The organism is Halomonas sp. DN3, from assembly GCF_024137905.1.
In the GTDB taxonomy this organism is placed as follows: Bacteria; Pseudomonadota; Gammaproteobacteria; order Pseudomonadales; family Halomonadaceae; genus Halomonas; species Halomonas litopenaei.
Map to the genome: position 1 here is coordinate 993,100 of NZ_CP099965.1, position 19,888 is coordinate 1,012,987.

Genomic DNA, 19,888 nt, shown 5'->3' on the forward strand with positions numbered 1-19,888 from the left:
AGCAGAGATCGTTTTTCATGGCTGATCAGATACAGCGATTCATTATCGATGACACCAACGTCCGCGGCGAAGTCACCCGCCTGTCCGAGGCCTACGACGAGGTGCTCAAGCGTCACGAGTATCCGGCCGCCGTCAATCGTCAGCTCGGTGAACTGCTGGCGGCGGTGGCTCTGTTGACCGACACCGTGAAGCTTGACGGCACCATGACCCTCGAGGTGCGCGGCAGTGGTGACGTCTCCCTGATGATGGCGGAGTCCAATCCTGGCGGTGAGCTTCGCGCCATCGCCCGCCTCGCCGAAGATGCGGCACTGCCCGGCGATGAGGCCGGCTTTCGCGAGCTGGTGGGAGAAGGCCAGATCGTGATCACCCTCGACCCCAAGGAAGGGCGGCGCTATCAGGGTATCGTCGGCATCGAGCACGATCGCCTGGCCGGCTGCCTGGAAGCCTACTTCACCCAGTCCGAGCAGCTGCCCACGCGGCTGTGGCTGGCGGCGGACGGTGTCAGCGCCGGTGGCCTGCTGCTGCAGCGACTGCCCGACGAGTCGCTCAATCAGGATGACGACGCCTGGGATCGCGCCTATCACTTGGCTGCCACCCTCAGCGAACAGGAATTGCTGGAACTGGATGCGGCAACTTTGCTGGTGCGGCTGTTCCATGAGGAGCCATTGCGTACCTTCGAATCCAAGGCGTTGCGTTTTGGTTGTACTTGTTCTCGTTCGCGCATCGCCGGGGGACTGATGTCGCTGGGGCACGAGGAATTGCGTCAGATCGTCGCGGAGCAAGGTACGATCGAGACCCAGTGTCACTTCTGCAACACCCGCTACGCCTTCACCGCGGCCGATGTCGAAGCCTTGATCGAGGACCCCAGCGACGGCGGCAGCCCAACGGTGCATTGAGCGGTTGCAGCGTCCAGGCCCGAGCCGTCTCGCTGGCATGAATGGCAGGCTCGAGGTTATCGGGGCTGCGGTGGTGGTTGCAGGTTTGTAGTGGAATGACAGGAAATGCACCAAAAAGGCCGAAATGTTGTAATTAAACTACAATAACGTCTTGAAAAATGGGCATTTCCTGTCTCGGGGTTTTTTGCCATAATCCCCGCCGATCCCGGACGCGTCGTCAGTCGAAGAAGACGGTCGAACCGCGTAGTCGACTCGCCGGATCCCTTGCGCCGTTCGCCCTGTCGGATGGCGCCAGTCCACGAGAGAGAAGCCGAAGGCCCAGGAATCCTATGACCACCACCACGCAGTCTTCTACCGTTCACGTCAACCTCAGCACTGCCGAACTCATCGAGCGTGCGGTGGCCCAGGGCGAGGGCCGACTGGCCTCCCACGGCGCCCTCGTGGTCAAGACGGGTGAACGTACCGGGCGCTCCCCCAAGGACCGGTTCATCGTCGACGAACCGTCCACCAGCGCCCAGATCGACTGGGGCAGCGTCAACCGTCCCTTCGACGCCGAGCGTTTCGATGCACTGTGGGAGCGAGTGGAAGGCTACCTGGGCGAGAAGGACAGCTATGTCAGCGAGCTTCACGTGGGCAGCGATCCGACCCACTACCTGCCGGTTCGTGTGACCACCGAGACCGCCTGGCACAACCTCTTTGGCCGCACCATGTTCGTGCGTCCAGAGGCCTACAATGCGTCACGCAAGGACGAGTGGGAAATCCAGAATGCCCCGCACTTCGTGTGTGAGCCGAGCCGTGACGGCACCAACTCCGATGGCTGCGTGATCATCAACTTCGCCAAGCGCCGGGTACTGATCGCCGGCATGCGTTACGCCGGCGAGATGAAGAAGGCTATGTTCTCGGTGCAGAACTTCCTGCTGCCCGAGGCCGACGTGCTGCCCATGCACTGCAGCGCCAACGTCGGCGAAGACGGCGAGACCACCCTGTTCTTCGGCCTGTCCGGCACCGGCAAGACCACCCTGTCAGCGGACCCGGGTCGCTACCTGATCGGCGACGACGAGCACGGCTGGGGCGTCGGTACCGTGTTCAACTTCGAGGGTGGCTGCTACGCCAAGTGCATCGACCTGTCGGAAAAGAACGAGCCGGTCATCTGGAACGCCATCAAGTTCGGTACCGTGCTCGAGAACGTGGTGCTCAACGATCGTCGTGAGCCGAACTACGCCGACGACAGCCTGACCCAGAATTCCCGCGCCGCCTATCCGCTCGAGCACGTCGACAAGCGTGTGGCCGAGAACCGCGCCGGCGAGCCCAACGCCATCGTCTTTCTGACCTGTGACATGAGTGGCGTGCTGCCGCCGGTGTCGGTGCTGTCCAAGGAAGCCGCCGCCTATCACTTCCTGTCCGGCTACACCGCCAAGGTGGGCTCCACCGAGATGGGCTCTTCCAGCGGACTGGAAGCGACCTTCTCCACCTGCTTCGGTGCGCCGTTCTTCCCGCGCCCGGCCCGCGAGTACGCGGATCTGCTGATCAAGCGCGTGGCCGAGAAGGACGCCCAGGTCTACCTGGTCAACACCGGCTGGACCGGCGGTGCTTACGGCGAGGGCGGCTCACGCTTCTCCATCCCGACCACCCGCGCCATCATCCACGCGATCCAGACCGGCGTGCTGCGTGACGTGGAAACCCGCCACATCGACGGCCTGAACCTGTCGGTGCCGGTGTCCGTGCCCGGCGTCGACTCCAGCCTGCTGGACCCGCGTCAGACCTGGGAAGACCAGGCGTCCTACGATCGCAAGCGCAGCGAACTGGCAGGCAAGTTTGTAGAGAACTTCAAGAAGTTCGACGGCGTCAGCGACGCCATCGTCAAGGCAGGCCCGAGCCTGGTCTAGGAACTAGATTGAAGGTGCGATGAACCTTGCCGCGAGGCAGGGGTCGAGAAGAGGAGAAGGCGATGGCCTTCTCCTCTTTTTTTGCGCTTGTTCTGCATTTGCACTGCGCGTGTTCCAGCGTCTTGCCGTCGATAGTTGGCGAAGGTCCGGACGGACAGCGACGATTGAGTGTAAGGAAGGGGAGGGGCAGACCGACCCAGTATAATCCTTGACGCAGGAGACTCTACAATGAAACGACGCAACTTCCTCGCGCTGCTCGGGCTCGGCGGCCTCGCCAGCATGGTGCCGGCGGTGGCCAATGCCCGCCCGGAGCTGGAGCTTTCGCCAAGTCCCGATATCGAGCCGCTGGAATTGAGCGAGAGCGAGTGGCGTGAGCGCCTGAGCCCGGCCCAGTACGATGTGCTGCGTGAGGCAGGGACCGAGCCGGCAGGCTCCAGTCCGCTCGACGGCGAGAAGCGTGAAGGTGAATTTCGCTGTGCCGGTTGTGATCTGTTGTTATTCACCAGCGCCATGAAGTACGACTCCGGCACCGGCTGGCCGAGCTTCTACGAGCACGTAGAGGGCCACCTGCTGACCAGTGTGGACTACAAGATCCTGTGGCCGCGTACCGAGTACCACTGCGCTCGCTGTGGTGGTCATCAGGGGCATGTGTTCGAGGACGGGCCCGATCCCACCGGTCTGCGCTGGTGCAACAACGGGGTCGCGCTCAAGTTCGTCCCGGCCTGAACGAAAAGCTGCCCGGGGGATGACGCCGGGCAGCGGGTGGCGGCGGCGCAAAAGGGCGCTTTGTGATACCTTGGCCGGATCACAGACGTCGTATTGCCAAGGATTTCATGGACGCTACAGCCAAGATCATTGCCCGCCTGGCCGAAGAACTGGCGGTCAAGGCCCCTCAGATCTCCGCGACTGTCGAGCTGCTGGATGGCGGCGCGACGGTGCCGTTCATTGCGCGCTATCGCAAGGAAGTGACCGGAGGACTCGACGATACCCAGCTGCGCAACCTGGAAGAGCGCCTGGGCTATCTGCGTGAACTGGAAGAGCGCCGCACCACAGTGCTTGCGGCCATCGACGAGCAGGGCAAGCTCAGCGACTCGCTGGCCGCCAGCATCCAGGCCGCCGATACCAAGCAGCGCCTGGAAGACCTCTACCTGCCCTATCGCAAGAAGCGCCGGACCAAGGCACAGATCGCCCGGGAAGCGGGTCTCGAGCCGCTGGCCGACGCGCTGCTGGCCGATCCGACCCTCGACCCCGAGACCGAAGCCGCGGGCTACCTGCGGCCTGCCGAAGGCGAGACGCCGGCGATCGAAGACGCCAAGGCGGCGCTCGATGGTGCCAAGCAGATCCTGATGGAGCGCTTCGCCGAGGACCCCGAGCTGGTCGGGCGCCTGCGCGAGAGACTGTGGAGCGAGGGCGAGCTGTCCAGCCGCGTGATCGCCGGCAAGGAGCAGGAAGGCGCCAAGTTCTCCGACTACTTCGAACACGACGAACGGCTTGCCAAGGTGCCTTCTCACCGCGCCCTGGCGATGTTCCGTGGCCGTAACGAGGGTGTGCTGGCGCTGGCGTTGCGCCTGCCTGGCGAAGACGAGGCGCCGGTTCACCCAGCCCAGGTCGCCATCGCGCGTCACTTCGAGATTCGCGACGAGGGGCGCAAGGCCGACCGCTGGCTGGCCGAGGTGGTGCGCTGGACCTGGCGGGTCAAGCTCTACACCCATCTCGAGACCGAACTGATGGGGCGTCTGAGGGAGCGGGCAGAAGGCGAGGCCATCGACGTCTTCGCCGCCAACCTCAAGGATCTGCTGCTGGCGGCGCCGGCCGGCCCCAAGACCACGCTGGCCATCGATCCCGGCCTGCGCACCGGCTGCAAGGTGGCGGTGGTCGATGCCACCGGGCAGTTCCTCGAGCAGGCCACCATCTTTCCCCACGCCCCGCGTAATCAGTGGGATGCGTCGCTTGCCGAACTGGCGAAACTGGTCAGGAAACACGGCGTCGAGCTGATCGCCGTGGGCAACGGCACCGCCAGCCGGGAGACCGATCGGCTGGCCGGGGATCTGCTCAAGGCGATGAAGGATCCCCGGTTGTCGAAGGTCATGGTCTCGGAGGCGGGGGCCTCGGTGTACTCCGCCTCAGAGTATGCCTCCCGTGAGCTGCCTGATCTCGACGTGACCATTCGTGGCGCGGTGTCGATCGCGCGCCGCCTGCAGGACCCCCTGGCCGAGTTGGTCAAGATCGAACCCAAGTCCATCGGCGTCGGCCAGTACCAGCACGATGTCTCCCAGGTCCAGCTGTCACGCAGCCTCGAGGTGGTCATCGAGGACTGCGTCAACGCGGTGGGGGTCGACCTCAATACCGCCTCCTCGGCGCTGCTGTCGCGGGTGGCGGGGCTCAATCCGGGGCTGGCCGAGAACATCGTCACCCAGCGCAACGCCAAGGGCGCCTTCCGTGATCGCCGTGATCTGCTCGAGGTGTCCCGGCTGGGGCCCAAGACGTTCGAGCAGTGCGCCGGCTTCCTGCGCATCATGAACGGCGCCAATCCGCTGGACGCCAGCGCCGTGCACCCGGAGGCCTATCCGCTGGTCGAGCGCATCGCCGAGCGCAGCGGGCGCGAGCTGTCCGGGCTGATCGGCGACAGCGCCACGCTGAAGGCGCTCAAGCCCGGCGAGTTTGCCGACGAGCGCTTCGGGGTGCCCACCGTCAGCGATATCATCGCCGAGCTCGACAAGCCTGGCCGCGACCCTCGTCCCGAGTTCCGTGCAGCGCAGTTCCGCGAGGGCGTAGAGACGCTCAAGGACCTCGAGCCGGGCATGGTGCTGGAAGGTACCGTGACCAACGTCACCCACTTCGGTGCCTTCGTCGATATCGGTGTGCATCAGGACGGTCTTGTGCACATTTCAGCGCTGTCGGACCGCTTCGTCGAGGATCCACGCACCGTGGTCAAGGCGGGCGACATCGTCAAGGTCAAGGTGATGAACGTGGATCTGCAGCGCTCGCGTATCGGGCTGTCCATGCGCATGGACGATACCCCCGACAGCGCCGACGGAGGTGACGCTCGCCAGGCCCCCAGACGTCGCGAAGGCGGTGGCAAGGGCAAGGGCCCTCGGAGCCAGCAGGGTCGCGGTCAGGCAGGCAAGGGAGGGCGCGACGAGGCCGCTCCCATGGGCGCCCTGGGTGCCGCTCTGCTCAAGGCGAAGCAGGGTCGTTCTTGAAACCTGCCAATGGAACGCCATAATCTGTCGACCTTATCCAGCGATCTCGACTGTCGACCTTCGCTGTCGACCGTATCTGTCGACTGAAACAACGGGCGCCTGAGCGCCCGTTGCCGTCGCCGCCATTCGAAGCAGGCCCCCGGGCCCTTCCACGACACGGGGTGTTCACCTTGTCCACTCAGCTTTCTTCGCTCCTCGAACGCCTGCGCGGCCCGGCGGCCGCACGACGCTTCGGCCGCCTGCGCCGCGGCATTGAAAAGGAGGGGCTTCGGGTCGACGACCGCGGCGTGATCGCGGCGACCTTCCATCCCCGGGCGCTGGGCTCCAAACTGACCCACCCCCATATCACCACGGACTACTCCGAGGCGCTGCTGGAGTACATCACGCCGGTCTACAGCCGTCCCGACGAGGCGCTGGAATTTCTGGCCGATCTCCATCGCTACACCTATCGCCATCTGGACGGAGAGTGGATCTGGCCGGCCAGCATGCCTTCCCGGCTCAATGGCAACGACAGCGTGCCCATTGCCGACTACGGGAGCTCCAACGTCGGCACCATGAAGCATGTCTATCGTCGCGGCCTGGACGCTCGCTACGGGCGGATCATGCAGTCGATCGCCGGCATCCACTACAACGTGTCGCTGCCAGACGACCTGTGGACGCTGCTGCAGACCCTGGACGAGCAGGAGCAGGTGTCCATGGGCGAGTACCGCTCGTCGCGCTACTTCGGACTGATCCGCAACTTCCGGCGCCATAGCTGGCTACTGCTGTATCTGTTCGGTGCATCGCCCGCCATCGACGACAGCTTCCTGGATGACGGCGAGATCCCCGAGGGTCTGGAACGCCTCGGCGAGCGCACCCTGGTATCTCGCTATGCGACGAGCTTGCGGATGTCCGATCTGGGCTACCAGAACAAGGTGCAGGATCAGCTCAAGATCTGCTTCAATTCGTTGTCGAATTACGTCAACACCCTGCGCCATGCCATCGCCACCGGCTGGCCGGACTACGAGGCGTTGGGTGTGCGTGATGGCGATAGCTGGCGTCAGCTCAACGCCAACATCCTGCAGATCGAGAACGAGTACTACAGCGATATCCGTCCCAAGCGAGTCACCCGTCACGACGAGACACCGAGCCAGGCCCTCGAGGCCCGCGGCGTCGAGTACATCGAGGTCCGCTGTCTGGATATCGATCCCTTCGCTACCCTGGGGATCGATGCCGCCCAGACACGCTTTCTCGACACCTTCCTGGTGTGGTGTCTGCTGTCCGACAGTCCCTGGATCTCTGACGAGGAGTGTGACCACCTGGACGACAATCGTCGCCTGGTGGTGGAACGTGGTCGCGAGCCCGGGCTCGAGCTCAATGACCGAGGCAACCGCCGCGGTCTGGTCGACTGGAGTCGTGCCATCGTCGCCGAGATGCGCGAGGTCGCCGCGCTGCTCGACCAGCTCGAGGATGGCAGTCCCCACCAGCAGGCGGTGGACGCGATCGCGCCGCGCATCGATGATCCGTCGCTGACGCCTTCTGCTCGCGTGCTGGCGCGCCTCGAGGGCAACGGTGAGGAGTTTGTCGAGGCCATGGTCGCCATCGCCCGTGAGCAGGCCGCTGCGCTGGCTGACGAGCCGCTCAATCGGTGTCGTGCGTCCATGCTGGAAGACCTGGTCGAGACCTCTCATCAGCAGCAGCGGGAGATCGAGGCATCCGACACCAGCGATTTTGCTCAATTCCTGAGCGACTATTTCAGCCGAGCCCGGGAGACCCGGGCGTTGGCACCCACGGATCAACCGACCCATAGCGGAGAGAGCCTGAAATGAGCGAGTGGAGTCTGCGGCAGTGGAGCCTGGCGGGACTGGGCTTTTGCGTGGCAATGATGGCCGTGGCCCTGGGGCTTGAGCACCTGGTCGGGCTCGAGCCCTGTCCGCTTTGTGTGTTTCAGCGGGTGGCGGTGATCGCGGCAGGGCTGGTGTTTGCCGTGGCTGCGCTGCATGGACCCCGTGGTGCATTCGCCACAGTGGCCTACAGCGGTCTGGCGGCCCTGGCGGTGTTCTCCGGGATCGCTGTCGCCGGGCGTCATCTGTGGCTGCAGTCGCTGCCGGCGGATCAGGTGCCGAGCTGTGGCCCCGGTCTTGATTACATGATCGATGTGCTGCCGCTGCAGAAGGTCATCGCCTCGGTGTTGTCCGGCTCCGGCGAGTGCGCCGAGGTCGGCGCTACCCTGCTCGGGCTGTCGCTGCCAGGCTGGACGCTGATCGGCTTTGTGGTACTGCTGGCGGTGCCGGTGGGCATGCTCACGACGCTGCGGGCAACGACCAGCGGCTATCGCTGGAACGGCTGAAGCTTGGCGGTAGAGGCGTTCTCTGCGCCGTTTTGCTGTCGGTGATGACGGCCAATCAGGTACTTGGCATGCATTCGTTGACAGGGGCGGCGGCACGAGGGAGTCTGTTCATCCGCCTGGATTCGGGGTGAGGCAGTGCTAGGGAGGCCGCCATGTTGGAAGATTGCAAGACCGCTCGCGAACGCTGGGGAGGCGTCCATCGACTGATCGACCGCTGGCTCGAGCAGCGCGAGGGTCTGCTCGTTGTCTTGAATGAGCTCGAACAGTCATGCGATGCGGATCTGGAAACTATCACCAAGGAACGCATCGACACCTTCAGCGAGACGCTGATGGACTACATCAGCGCCGGCCATTTCGAGGTCTATCCGCAACTGAGGGAAGAGGCGCGTGCCTTCGATGACACGTCGGCACTGAATATCGCCGATCGTCTGCTGGAACGCCTCGAGATGTCCACCGAACTGGTGCTGTCCTTCGACGAGGACTACTCTAGTCCGGTGCGCTGCCAACGCTATCTGCCGCGTTTGCCGGCCTGGCTCGAGCGTCTGAAGAAGGGTCTGTCGGAGCGCTTCGGCCTGGAAGATCAGCTGATTGCACGGCTCCACGACGAGCACGCTCCCGCCGAAGGCATCTCCTGACAGGGAGTGCCGGCGGTGAAGGAGGGCAGTGAGGGCGGACCGTGAGGGCGGACCGTGAGGGCGGACAGTGAGTGAGAGGGTTAGTGAGAGGGTGAGTGAGCGCGCAAGTCCAGCGCGGCGCCTTGATCGCCTTCGATAACACCGAAGGCTTTGGCGGCGTCGTTCGCACCAGGCCGCCGATTTCGCCCGCTCCCGATACTCGAGGATCCGACACTTCCGGATCTGGCTCTTGAGGGGCCGCCACGTCAGGTCGTCCAGGCGGACGTGTCTGGCGACAGCCCAGGTCGGCGGTGCGAAGCCAGGTCAATTGCGTCGGGCCAATTGAGTTTTGTGCACTGCAAGCATAAGATTTTCCGCGTCCTGAACGCCGCCCGAGGCAGCCAAGGTGTCGGCCGACGTCTGCATGATGCCGCCCGGGCCCCTTCACGGCGACAATCCCAAGGAGCCATGATGAAAGACCCCGTACGTATTGCCATCACCGGTGCCGCCGGTCAGATCAGCTACTCTCTCGCCTTCCGTATCGCCGCCGGCGACATGCTGGGCCCGGACCAGCCGGTCATCCTGCAGCTGCTCGAGATCACTCCGGCCATGGAAGCGCTGAATGGCGTGGTGATGGAGCTCAACGACTGCGCCTTCCCGCTGGTTCAGGACATCGTCGCCACCGACGATGCCAACGTGGCCTTCAAGGACGCCGACTTCGCCCTGCTGGTGGGTGCCCGTCCGCGCGGTCCGGGCATGGAGCGCAAGGACCTGCTCGAGGCCAACGCCGCCATCTTCTCCGCCCAGGGCAAGGCCATCAACGACAACGCCAGCCGTGACGTTCGCGTGCTGGTGGTGGGCAACCCGGCCAACACCAACGCCCTGATCGCCTCCTGCAACGCGCCGGACCTCGACGCCGGTCAGTTCACCGCGATGATGCGTCTGGACCACAACCGGGCCAAGACCCAGCTGGCGCAGAAGGCCGGCAAGCACGTCACCGACGTCGACAGCATGATCGTCTGGGGTAACCACAGTGCGACCCAGTACCCGGATCTGTCCCACTGCAAGGTGGACGGCAAGCCGGCCTTCGACCTGGTCGAGCGCGACTGGTACGAAAACGACTTCATCCCGGCCGTGCAGCAGCGTGGCGCCGCCATCATCAAGGCACGTGGTGCATCCTCCGCTGCCTCCGCCGCATCCGCCGCCATCGATCACATGCGTGATTGGGCGCTGGGTAGCGACGGCATCGTCAGCATGGGCATTCCCGCCGACGGCAGCTACGGCGTCGAGCCGGGCATCATGTATTCCTACCCGGTGGTGTGCAAGGACGGCAAGTACGAGATCGTCCAGGGTCTCGAGGTCGACGAGTTCAGCCGCACCAAGATGAAGGCGACCGAAGACGAGCTGCGCGAAGAGCGCGCTGCGGTCGAGCACCTGCTGGGCTGATATCGGTCTCGCAAGGCCCGACAGGGCCTTGCACAGCATCGCCGGCACGTCGGCCAGTGGTCATCGTGCCAACGAAGAACCCCGCCACATAGTGGCGGGGTTCTTTTGTGGATGGCGTCGGCGTCGTGCGAGGGGCTTGTCTCAACCGCGCTTGGCTCAACCGCGCAGGGAGATGATCTTCCAGCCCTTGGCCTCGGCGACTTCGCGCAGGGCCGGGTCCGGGTCCACCGCGACCGGATGATCGACCTGCTCGAGCAGCGGCAGGTCGTTGTGGGAGTCGCTGTAGAACCAGGCGCCGTCGAGGGTGTCGTCGCGCTCAGAAAGCCACTGTTCGAGGCGGGTCACCTTGCCCTGCTGAAAGCTCGGCACGCCGCTGACCCGGCCGGTGTAGCGGCCATCGACGAGCTCCGGTTCCACGGCGATCAGGTCATCGATGCCCAGGCGTTCGGCGATGGGGCCAGTGATGAAGCGATTGGTAGCGGTGATGATCAGCAGGGTATCGCCTCGCGCGCGGTGGCGGGCGATCAGTTCCTCGGCCTGGGGCAGGATGGCGGGCTCGATCTTGCTGGCCATGAACTGCTGGTGCCAGGCGGCGAGCTGTTCCATGGAATTGTCCGCCAGTGGCTTCAGGGCCACCTCCAGGAAGGCCATCATGTCGAGACGACCGGCGTCGTAGTCGGCCTTGAAACGGTCATTGGCCTCGCGATAGGCCACCGCGTCCACGGCGCCCTGCTCGAGCAGGAATTCGCCCCAGGCATGGTCGCTGTCGATCGACAGCAGGGTATTGTCCAAATCGAAGATGGCCAGACTCAAGGTGTGTCTCCCGGCGCTTGGGTGAGGCGACCTCCCGGCCCGGCGATCTGTGTCGGAGTGGCCAGCAACAGGCGTACGTCATGCCCATGAGCCCCTGGCCCGGGAAGGCCACAAAGGGGGCGATTATGTCAGAACCTCGGCAGGGGTTCGAGATGTCGTATTGATGCGCTTCGAGCCATTGTGGAAGAATGCAGTCAATACCGATTGGAAAGGTGAAGCCCGTGATCGACGCAGACGGCTTTCGCCCCAACGTTGGCATCATCATCGTCAACGACCAGGGGCAGCTGCTATGGGCGCGTCGGGTAGGGCAGAACGCGTGGCAATTTCCCCAGGGAGGCATCAAGTCAGATGAGACGCCCCAGCAGGCTTTGTTCAGAGAGCTCCACGAAGAAATCGGCCTGACCGCCGAGGATGTGGAGGTGCTGGCCTGCACCAGGGGGTGGCTACGCTACCGCCTGCCGCGACGCATGGTTCGCACACATTCGCGCCCAGTGTGCATAGGACAGAAACAGAAGTGGTTCCTGCTGCGGATCCGCTGCCAGGAAAGCCGCATCTGTGTGGATGGCACCCCCAAGCCCGAGTTCGATGGCTGGCGTTGGGTCAGTTACTGGTATCCGCTGGGGCAGGTGGTACCGTTCAAGAGGGAGGTCTACCGCCGAGCACTACGTGAGCTATTGCCTCGCGCCCAGAGCCTGGCGCTGGAGAAGGGATGAATCCAGCGCCCGCGGCAGCACATCAGCCACGTCGGCGAGAGGCCGGTGGCGTTGCTGCCTCCCACTTATCGTTCGGTCGCCCCATGGCCGGACCAGTACAAGAACAGGGGTGAGACCTTTCCATGCTCAAGGTCCTGCAACGAATCATTCAGGAGGTCAACAGCGCGCGCAGCCTGGACGCGGCGCTGGCGACCCTGGTGCGCCGGACACGCAAGGCGATGCAGACCGATGTCTGTTCGTTCTACCTGTTTGACGGCGAACGCGATGCGCTGGTGCTGATGGAGACCATTGGCCTGAGAACCCAGGCGGTGGGCCAGGTGGCGCTGCCGGTAGGGGAGGGGCTGGTTGGCACCGTGGCCCGCCGCGAGGAACCGCTCAACCTGGAGGACGCCCAGGCTCACCCCAGTTTCCGTTACTTCGAGGCCACCGGTGAAGAGCGCTACTCGAGCTTTCTCGGTGTGCCCATCATCCATCAGCGCCGCATGCTCGGTGTACTGGTGGTGCAACAGGCAGAGCGTCGTCGCTACGATGAATCCGACGAGGCCTTCCTGGTCACCATGGGCGCCCAGCTTGCCGGCGTGCTGGCCCATGCGCTGGCTACAGGTGGGCTGACCTGCCCGGCCTTTCCCGGTGTCCAGGCGACCTTCATCGGGGTCGCCGCCTCACCCGGCATGGCCATCGGCGAGGCGGTGGTGCTGTCACCGCCGGCCGATCTCGACAGCGTGCCGGATCTGGTGCCCACCGACGTCGAGTTCGAGATCGCACGGCTCAAGGACGCCATCGCTCGGGTGCGCGAAGAGATTCGTGCCGCCGGCGAGCGGCTGGCCAATCGTATCTCGGCCCAGGAGCTGGCGCTGTTCGACGTCTATCAGCAGATGCTCGGCGAGGCGGCGCTGTCCCAGGAAGTCGAAAAGCGCATCCGCGAGGGCCAGTGGGCGCCCGGCGCCCTGGCCGACGTGGTGCGCCGCCATGTGCAGTATCTGGAGCGGGTGGACGACGATTACCTGAGAGAGCGTGCCGCCGACGTGCGCGATCTCGGACGCCGAGTGCTGGCCCATCTGCAGGAAGAGTCGCCGCGGCTGCCCGAACACTACCCCCAGGGGGCCATCCTGATCGGCGACGAGATCAGCGTCGCGCTGCTTGGCGAGGTGCCACGGGATCGTCTTGGCGGACTGATCTCGGTACGAGGGTCGAGCAACTCCCACGTGGCCATCATCGCCCGGGCCATGGGCATTCCGCTGGTGTCGGGGATGATCGACCTGCCGTTGCCACGCCTCGACGGCGCCCCGCTGGTGCTGGATGGTCACCGAGGGCGCGTGTTCGTGCGTCCTGGCCCGGAGCTGGTGGCCCATTACCAGAGCCAGATCGACGAGGAGAAGGCCCTGGCGGCGCTGCTCGAACACGAGCAGGACCTGCCCAGCGTGACCCCGGACGGTCACGCCATGACGCTGATGGTCAATACCGGACTGACCGTCGATACGGTCGCATCGCTCAAGACGCGTATCGGCGGGGTAGGGCTGTATCGCACCGAAGTGCCGTTCATGATCACCGAACGTTTCCCCGGCGAGCAGGAGCAGACCCGGCTGTACAGGGAGCAGCTCGAGAGCTTTGCCCCGCTTCCGGTGGTGATGCGGACCCTGGATATCGGTGGCGACAAGGACCTGCCGTACTTCCCCATCGAGGAGGCCAACCCCTTCCTCGGCTGGCGCGGTATTCGCGTCACCCTGGATCACCCCGAAGTGCTGATGGTACAGCTGCGCGCCATGCTCCGGGCCTCCCAGGGGCTCGACAACCTCGAGCTGCTGCTGCCCATGGTGACCAACGTCGATGAAGTCGATGACACCCTGAAGCTGATCGAGCGAGCGATCATCGAGCTGGGCGAAGAGGAGGTGGACGTGCGCCGGCCGCGCCTCGGGGTGATGCTCGAGGTGCCGGCGACGCTCTACCAGCTCAGGGCACTGGCGGCGCGGGTCGACTTTTTCTCCGTGGGCAGCAACGACCTGACCCAGTACCTGCTGGCGGTGGATCGCAACAACCCGCGGGTCGCCGACCTCTACGATTCCTGTCACCCGGCGGTGCTGTCGGCGCTGCATCGCCTGGCCGCCGAGAGCAGCGAGCTGAATGTGCCGACCTCGGTGTGTGGCGAACTCGCCGGCGACCCGGCTGGTGCGCTGCTGCTGATGGGCATGGGCTTCCGGGTGCTGTCGATGAATGGCCCCAACCTGCCGCGTGTGCGGGCGGCCATTCGCCGGGTATCGCGGGAGGCGGCAGCCGAGCTGGTGGAGCAGACCCTTGCGCTGGATACGCCAGCCGAGGTGCGCGCCCACCTGGCGAACCGCATGCAGGCCTGGCAGCTGGCCCATCTGCTGCCGCCCAGGGATTGAGCGAGGCAGCGGCCGTCAAGGATGGCCGCGCGCCTTGGCATCTCGCAGCGTGGCTAGCGACGCTTCAGCCGTCTCGTTCGATGGTCAGCGCCAGCCGGGTCTCGCCCTGAGGCCGCCCGCCCGGGCCAAAGCGCCGTTCCGAGATGTCGAAACGCTCGCCGTTCACGTCGCGGTGCAGCGTCAACTCGCTGGTGGCGCGGGTGCCGTAGTCGTCGCCGACGATAAAGGCCGGTGACAGGAAGCGTTCGAGCTCCAGCCCCACGCCGGTGTCCGGCAGGCTAGCGTCCGGCGCCGGGTGGCGGTCGAGGAAGCCCTGGCGGGCGTTTGCCAGGGAGGCGTGTCTGGCCTCGGCGATGTCTTCGGCCAGGGCGTTGCGCACCTGGACCAGCTTGGGCCAGGGGGTATCCAGAGAGGCGTTGGACAGGCCGTGTACTCCGGCCTCGACCGCCTGCAGCGCGCAGCCGTGGCGATGCCGCTCGAGGTGCCACAGCCGCTTGCCGTCGCCGATCAGCAGATTGAAGCCGCCGTAGCGCAATGCCTCGCCCGCACTCTGACATTCGAGCCAGGCCTCGAGGTCATCGGTTTCAAGGCCACGGCGCACCAGCAGGCCGCGGCTTTCGCTCGGTTGCGGTGGTATCAGTTCCGGGTCGCGAACATTGGTGATGGCGGCGAAGCGGCCGCGACGATGGACGCCGAGCCAGGTCCCGCCGGCCTCCAGGTCGCGACCGGCGACCAGTCCCGGGGCATCCGGCCAGGCGGCCAGGGGCGCGGTGGGGCGCGAGTGGACCTCGTCGCGGTTGGCGATCAAGGTGATCGGCCGCGCACTGTCCGGGTCGAAGTGAAAGGCAATCAGGCACATGGGCGCAGCGTAGCCGGATTTTCTGCCCAGGGGAATCCGGGGCGAGCCTGCAACTGTGCCACCATGACAGGCTGCGGCCGGCAACGTACACTCTTGGCTTCTTCATTCAACAGGATGGAAGATGGAAGGCGACGATAGCAGGGATCGCTTTTGGCGCAGGCTGGTGATTCCCATCCTGTGGCCGGTGGTAGCCGCCCAGGGGGTGCTGCTGGCGCTGTGTCTGGTGCTGGGCGCCTCGCTGCACTGGCTGATGCCCGCCGCCGCCGGCTGGAGCACCACCCTGTGGATCGTCATGGGTCTGCTGGTGGGCACCACGCTCAACATCCTCGTCTTCCTGGTGCTGCTCAAGCATCGCCTATCCCGCGCTCAGCGTGACTTCGACAGCCTGCTCGAACGGGTCGAGAGCCAGTTGTCGCCACAACTCGATGGCCGGCACGAAGCCCCCTCGCCGGAAGACTCGCTGATGGAGCGAGTCAGGTGGCTGCTCGAGGCCATGGACGCTCGACCGAAGGCAGGCCAAAGACGGCGTGGCAGTCCGCCTGGCGTCGAGAGCAGTGATGCGGTTTGGCTCGAAAGCCAGGGGGAAGTCAGAGCAGATATCGGAGTAGATAGCCGAGTAGATAGCCGAGCAGAGAACACGCCGGATTCGCTGGGCGAGCCCAGCGACTGGGAGCACGAAAGCCGGCGCCTGGCCGCGGCGCTGTCCCGCGCCAGAGAAGAGTCGCGTCTGAAGTCGAGCTACCTGAGCCACGTTGGCAAGGCATTGGCGCCCTTGATCGCCGAGCTCGATCAGCTGATCAACCGGGCCGGAGACGGCGCCGAGCCCGAGGCGTTACGCCGACTGAGCGATATACGGTTGTTGCTCGACAACCTCGAGGACGGCGCCGACACGGCGCCTGTGGCAGAGCCTTCCGAGGCATCGGCCGACGAAGCGACACCCAAGGTGCTGATCGTCGACGATGGTCCGGTCAACCTGATGCTGGCGCGGGAGGTTCTCGAGCGCCGAGGCGTCGAGGTGGTGACCGCGACCCGCGGAGAGGAAGCGCTGGAGCGGCTGGCGGCGGTTGCCGTCGATCTGGTGCTGATGGATATCGTGCTGCCGGATATCGACGGCGTCGAGACCTGCCGTCGTCTACGCGCGATGGAGGCGGCGGATTCGGGCCGCCCGCGTGCGGTGGTGATCGCCCTGACCGCCAATGCCAGCGACCAGGACCAGGCGCGCTTTCAGCAGGCCGGCATGGACGCCTGGCTGGCCAAGCCCTATCGTCCCCAGGCGCTGCTCGAACTGCTCGATCACTGGTTGCCGCTGCCGACGAGGTCGGTCTGATGCTGGCGTCCCTGGTCTCCTATCTGGCGCTCGGTACCGCGGCGGGCTTCCTGGCCGGTCTCTACGGCGTGGGTGGCGGGCTGATCATCGTGCCCAGCCTGATGACGGTATTCGCGCTGCAACAGGTGTCCGGCGAGGTGGCCATGCACCTGGCGGTGGGGACCTCGCTTGCGACCATCGTGATCACCGGCGCCTCGTCCGCCTGGGGCCACTTTCGCCGGGGCAGCATTCGGCGCGACTGGTTGGTAGCGCTGCTGCCGGGGCTGGTGATGGGCGCCGTGCTAGGGGTGTTCGTTGCCGGCGCCCTGTCGGGCGGCCTGCTCGGCACGCTGTTCGGCGTCTTTCTGCTGCTGGTCGCCGCCAAGCTGGTGCTGGGGCGCTCGCCCAAGGCGGGGCGTCAGGCCCCCGGGCGTGGCAGCATGGTCGTCGCCGGCGGTGTCATCGGAGGTGTCTCTGCCCTGTTCGGTATCGGTGGGGGGACACTGAGCGTTCCCTGGCTGATTCGCTGCGGTGCCAGCATGACCCAGGCGGTCGGTACCTCGGCGGCCTGCGGACTGCCCATCGCCCTGGTCGGCGCCGTGACCTTCATCGCCGTGGGCCTTGGTGATCCGCGGCTGCCCGATGGCGCCTTCGGTTTTGTCATGCTGCCGGCGCTGTTGGGGATTGCCCTGACCAGCGTTCCCTGTGCGCGGCTTGGTGTGCGACTGGCGCATCGGTTGCCTGCTCGGGTGCTCAAGCTGTCGTTCGCGCTGTTGCTGACGGTGGTGGGGCTCGGCTTCCTGCTGTAGCGAACCGTCGCCGCCGCTTGCTGTCCTATTGCCGCTGTGGCGTTTTTCTGGCGGTCATCCGCTTGTATAGCGCTACGTTACTCTCTGGTCACCTCGGTCACTTTCAGGAAATCTACCGACTATGCTGTCTTATCCCCAGATCGATCCCGTTGCCATCTCGCTGGGCCCGCTCCAGGTCCACTGGTATGGACTGATGTACGTGGTGGGCTTTGTCGCTGCCTGGTGGTTGGGCTGTCGACGCGCCCACCGCATCGGCCTGACCCGGGACGACGTGGGCGATCTGCTGTTCTACGCCGCCCTCGGCGTGGTGCTCGGTGGACGCCTTGGCTACGCGCTGTTCTACGGGCTGGATCAGTGGCTCGCGGACCCGCTGTGGATCGTCAAGGTGTGGGACGGCGGCATGAGCTTCCATGGCGGCCTGCTCGGGGTGTTGCTGGCGGCCTTGCTGTTCGCCCGGCGCAAGAACCTGGCGTTCTTCACCCTGACCGACTTCGTCGCGCCGCTGGTGCCGATCGGCCTGGGGGCTGGGCGCATCGGCAACTTCATCAATCACGAGCTGCCAGGCCGCGTCACTGACCTTCCCTGGGGCATGCCGTTCCCTGGCTACGGCCCCGAACCGCGTCATCCTTCCTCGCTGTACGAGGCGCTGCTCGAAGGCCTGGTACTGTTCGTGGTGCTGTGGTGGGTGTCGAGCACCCCGCGACGTCGCGGCCTGGTCTCTGGTCTGTTCCTGTTGATCTACGGCTTGAGCCGTTTCGCCGTGGAGTTCGTGCGTCAGCCGGACCCGCAGCTTGGCTTCATTGCCCTGGGCTGGGTCACCATGGGCATGCTGCTTAGCCTGCCGATGATCCTGTTTGGCGTGCTGCTGGTGGCCTGGTCTCGCCGTCAGCCGGTGGATGCCAGTAAGGCGCCGGCGGCCGGCTAGGCGCTGACGATCCGCCGATGCATGATGCAGCCGCCTTGGCCGGGCCCGGTTGGTCACGCCCGAGAGGCTGCGTCACGCAGACCGGGCCCCGGTGGCCGCGCCAAGCTGGCCGCGTCTGGCATCGAAGCATGCCGAGCAGTACAATTGCCGGTTTTTCTGGTTTCGAGAAACCGTCCCGAATCCGTCACGACCAAGCGAGTGAATCCCGATGCCTGTTGATAGCGCTGCCGAAGCCACCGACCTTCCCGCCCTGGAGCAGCCGTATCTGGATTTGATGCGCAAGGTGCTGGACGAAGGTATCGAGCGTGACGACCGCACCGGCGTGGGCACACGCTCGATCTTTGGTCATCAGATGCGCTTTGATCTGTCCCGCGGCTTTCCGCTGGTGACCACCAAGAAGCTGCATCTGCGTTCGATCATCCATGAGCTTCTGTGGTTTCTGAAGGGCGATACCAATATCGCCTACCTCAAGGAAAACGGCGTGCGTATCTGGGACGAGTGGGCCGACGAGAACGGCGACCTCGGCCCTGTCTATGGCTATCAGTGGCGTAGCTGGCCGGATCCTCGCGGTGGCAGCGTCGATCAGATCGAGGCACTGCTCGACCAGCTTGCCACCAACCCGCGCTCACGGCGGCTGATCGTGTCCGCCTGGAACCCGGCGCTGGTAGACGAGATGGCACTGCCTCCCTGTCATTGCCTGTTCCAGTTCTACGTGGCCGACGGCAAGCTGTCCTGCCAGCTCTATCAGCGCAGTGCCGACATCTTCCTTGGCGTCCCGTTCAATATCGCAAGCTACGCGCTGCTCACTCGGATGATCGCCCAGGTGGCGGGTCTTGCCCCCGGTGATTTCGTTCACACCCTGGGGGATGCCCACCTTTATCTGAACCATCTCGAGCAGGCCGAGCTGCAGCTGAGTCGAACGCCCACCCGGGCGCCTCGCCTGGAGCTGGAGCCGTCGGTGGATAACCTGTTCGACTTCCGTTTCGAGCACATCAGCATCCACGACTATGAACCCCATCCCCATATCAAGGCCGAGGTAGCGGTATGAGCAGCGCCGACAATGCCCACCACTCGAGCGAAGGCCAGGATCTGGCGAGGCTCGACACCTTCGTGCCGGTGGCGATGATCGCCGCCATGTCGCGTAACCGGGTCATCGGGGTCGACAACCAGCTGCCCTGGTACCTGCCGGAGGACCTCAAGTTCTTCAAGCGCATGACCCAGGCCAAGCCCCTGGTGATGGGACGTAAGACCTTCGAGTCGATCGGCCGTCCGCTGCCCAATAGGCTGAATATCGTGGTCACCCGTGACACCTCCTTTCATCACGACGGCGTCAGGGTCTGTCACGACCTGGCAAGCGCCATCGAACTGGCCGACCGTCAGGCCACCATCGAGGCCGCCGAAGAGATCATGGTCATGGGCGGGGCTCAGATCTACGCCCAGGCCATGCCGATCGCATCGCGGCTCTATCTCACCGAGGTGGATGTCGATATCGAAGGTGACGCCCACTTCCCAGCGCTTGAGGGCGATTGGCAGGAAGTCGCCAGCGAAGCCGGCTCGCCGAGCGAAGGCCAGCCCGCCTACCGCTTCGTTCGCTACGAGCGTTCAGCCGAGAGCTGAAGCGCCTATTGCGTGGTTGCGGATTTGCGGTAGTCGCCACGGGACGAAATTGGCGTCTTGCTGGTGACACAACGAGCGTCGCCGAGCG

The 19,888-nt window shown here is 65.1% G+C and carries 17 protein-coding genes; 15 read left to right on the forward strand and 2 right to left on the reverse strand.

Annotated elements, in window-relative coordinates; genetic code table 11:
* Positions 1-17: 17 nt before the first annotated feature.
* The 8 genes from hslO to NKF27_RS04540 all read left to right on the forward strand — a co-directional run bounded on the left by hslO (position 18) and on the right by NKF27_RS04540 (position 10,374).
* Positions 18-896 carry an Hsp33 family molecular chaperone HslO gene (hslO, locus tag NKF27_RS04505; RefSeq protein WP_253555493.1) on the forward strand — a complete coding sequence of 293 codons (879 nt, stop codon included), beginning with the start codon at positions 18-20 and terminating at the stop codon, positions 894-896.
* Between the two features lie 329 nt (positions 897-1,225).
* Positions 1,226-2,782, forward strand: coding sequence for a phosphoenolpyruvate carboxykinase (locus NKF27_RS04510; RefSeq protein WP_253555494.1), 1,557 nt, complete (start codon positions 1,226-1,228; stop codon positions 2,780-2,782).
* A gap of 228 nt (positions 2,783-3,010) precedes the next feature.
* The gene (msrB, locus tag NKF27_RS04515) at positions 3,011-3,508 is read left to right on the forward strand and encodes a peptide-methionine (R)-S-oxide reductase MsrB (RefSeq protein ID WP_045994136.1); all 498 of its coding nucleotides are present in this window, start codon (positions 3,011-3,013) and stop codon (positions 3,506-3,508) included.
* A 107-nt stretch (positions 3,509-3,615) separates the two neighbouring features.
* On the forward strand, positions 3,616-5,985 hold the full coding sequence (locus tag NKF27_RS04520; protein ID WP_253555496.1) for a Tex family protein: 2,370 nt from the start codon (positions 3,616-3,618) through the stop codon (positions 5,983-5,985).
* 170 nt (positions 5,986-6,155) lie between these two features.
* A complete protein-coding gene (gene gshA, locus NKF27_RS04525; RefSeq protein ID WP_253555497.1) occupies positions 6,156-7,793 on the forward strand; it encodes a glutamate--cysteine ligase in 1,638 nt (545 codons plus the stop codon).
* Entirely contained in the window at positions 7,790-8,314 is a 525-nt protein-coding gene (locus NKF27_RS04530; protein ID WP_045994139.1) for a disulfide bond formation protein B, read from the forward strand. Before gshA ends, NKF27_RS04530 begins: the two co-directional genes overlap by 4 nt.
* A gap of 152 nt (positions 8,315-8,466) precedes the next feature.
* Positions 8,467-8,949, forward strand: a complete 483-nt coding sequence (gene rsd, locus NKF27_RS04535; protein WP_253555498.1) for a sigma D regulator — start codon at positions 8,467-8,469, stop codon at positions 8,947-8,949.
* 450 nt (positions 8,950-9,399) lie between these two features.
* Complete coding sequence (locus tag NKF27_RS04540; protein ID WP_253555499.1) at positions 9,400-10,374, forward strand: malate dehydrogenase; 975 nt, start codon at positions 9,400-9,402, stop codon at positions 10,372-10,374.
* Between the two features lie 156 nt (positions 10,375-10,530).
* Here the strand turns inward: NKF27_RS04540 and NKF27_RS04545 are convergent, their stop codons facing one another.
* Positions 10,531-11,187 (reverse strand): HAD family phosphatase, encoded by a 657-nt coding sequence (locus NKF27_RS04545; RefSeq protein WP_045994142.1) that lies wholly within the window; start codon positions 11,185-11,187, stop codon positions 10,531-10,533.
* A gap of 221 nt (positions 11,188-11,408) precedes the next feature.
* On the opposite strand from NKF27_RS04545, the gene NKF27_RS04550 reads away from it, so the two are divergent.
* Positions 11,409-11,900: an RNA pyrophosphohydrolase gene (locus NKF27_RS04550; RefSeq protein ID WP_045994143.1), complete on the forward strand. Its 492-nt coding sequence runs from the start codon at positions 11,409-11,411 to the stop codon at positions 11,898-11,900.
* Positions 11,901-12,022: 122 nt separating this feature from the next.
* Positions 12,023-14,284 carry a phosphoenolpyruvate--protein phosphotransferase gene (gene ptsP / locus NKF27_RS04555; RefSeq protein ID WP_253555500.1) on the forward strand — a complete coding sequence of 754 codons (2,262 nt, stop codon included), beginning with the start codon at positions 12,023-12,025 and terminating at the stop codon, positions 14,282-14,284.
* A gap of 64 nt (positions 14,285-14,348) precedes the next feature.
* Here ptsP and NKF27_RS04560 read toward each other — a convergent pair whose 3' ends face one another.
* Positions 14,349-15,143 (reverse strand): NRDE family protein, encoded by a 795-nt coding sequence (locus NKF27_RS04560; protein ID WP_253555501.1) that lies wholly within the window; start codon positions 15,141-15,143, stop codon positions 14,349-14,351.
* 121 nt (positions 15,144-15,264) lie between these two features.
* Here NKF27_RS04560 and NKF27_RS04565 point away from each other — a divergent pair, with 121 nt between their 5' ends.
* The 5 genes from NKF27_RS04565 to NKF27_RS04585 all read left to right on the forward strand — a co-directional run bounded on the left by NKF27_RS04565 (position 15,265) and on the right by NKF27_RS04585 (position 19,800).
* Positions 15,265-16,470 carry a response regulator gene (locus tag NKF27_RS04565; protein ID WP_253555502.1) on the forward strand — a complete coding sequence of 402 codons (1,206 nt, stop codon included), beginning with the start codon at positions 15,265-15,267 and terminating at the stop codon, positions 16,468-16,470.
* The gene (locus NKF27_RS04570) at positions 16,470-17,258 is read left to right on the forward strand and encodes a sulfite exporter TauE/SafE family protein (RefSeq protein WP_045994147.1); all 789 of its coding nucleotides are present in this window, start codon (positions 16,470-16,472) and stop codon (positions 17,256-17,258) included. Before NKF27_RS04565 ends, NKF27_RS04570 begins: the two co-directional genes overlap by 1 nt.
* Positions 17,259-17,379: 121 nt before the next feature.
* Positions 17,380-18,183 carry a prolipoprotein diacylglyceryl transferase gene (gene lgt, locus NKF27_RS04575; RefSeq protein WP_253555503.1) on the forward strand — a complete coding sequence of 268 codons (804 nt, stop codon included), beginning with the start codon at positions 17,380-17,382 and terminating at the stop codon, positions 18,181-18,183.
* Positions 18,184-18,391: 208 nt separating this feature from the next.
* Entirely contained in the window at positions 18,392-19,231 is an 840-nt protein-coding gene (locus NKF27_RS04580) for a thymidylate synthase (RefSeq protein ID WP_253555504.1), read from the forward strand.
* The gene (locus NKF27_RS04585) at positions 19,228-19,800 is read left to right on the forward strand and encodes a dihydrofolate reductase (RefSeq protein ID WP_253555505.1); all 573 of its coding nucleotides are present in this window, start codon (positions 19,228-19,230) and stop codon (positions 19,798-19,800) included. The genes NKF27_RS04580 and NKF27_RS04585 overlap by 4 nt, the downstream gene beginning before the upstream one ends.
* The last annotated feature ends 88 nt before the right edge of the window (positions 19,801-19,888 follow it).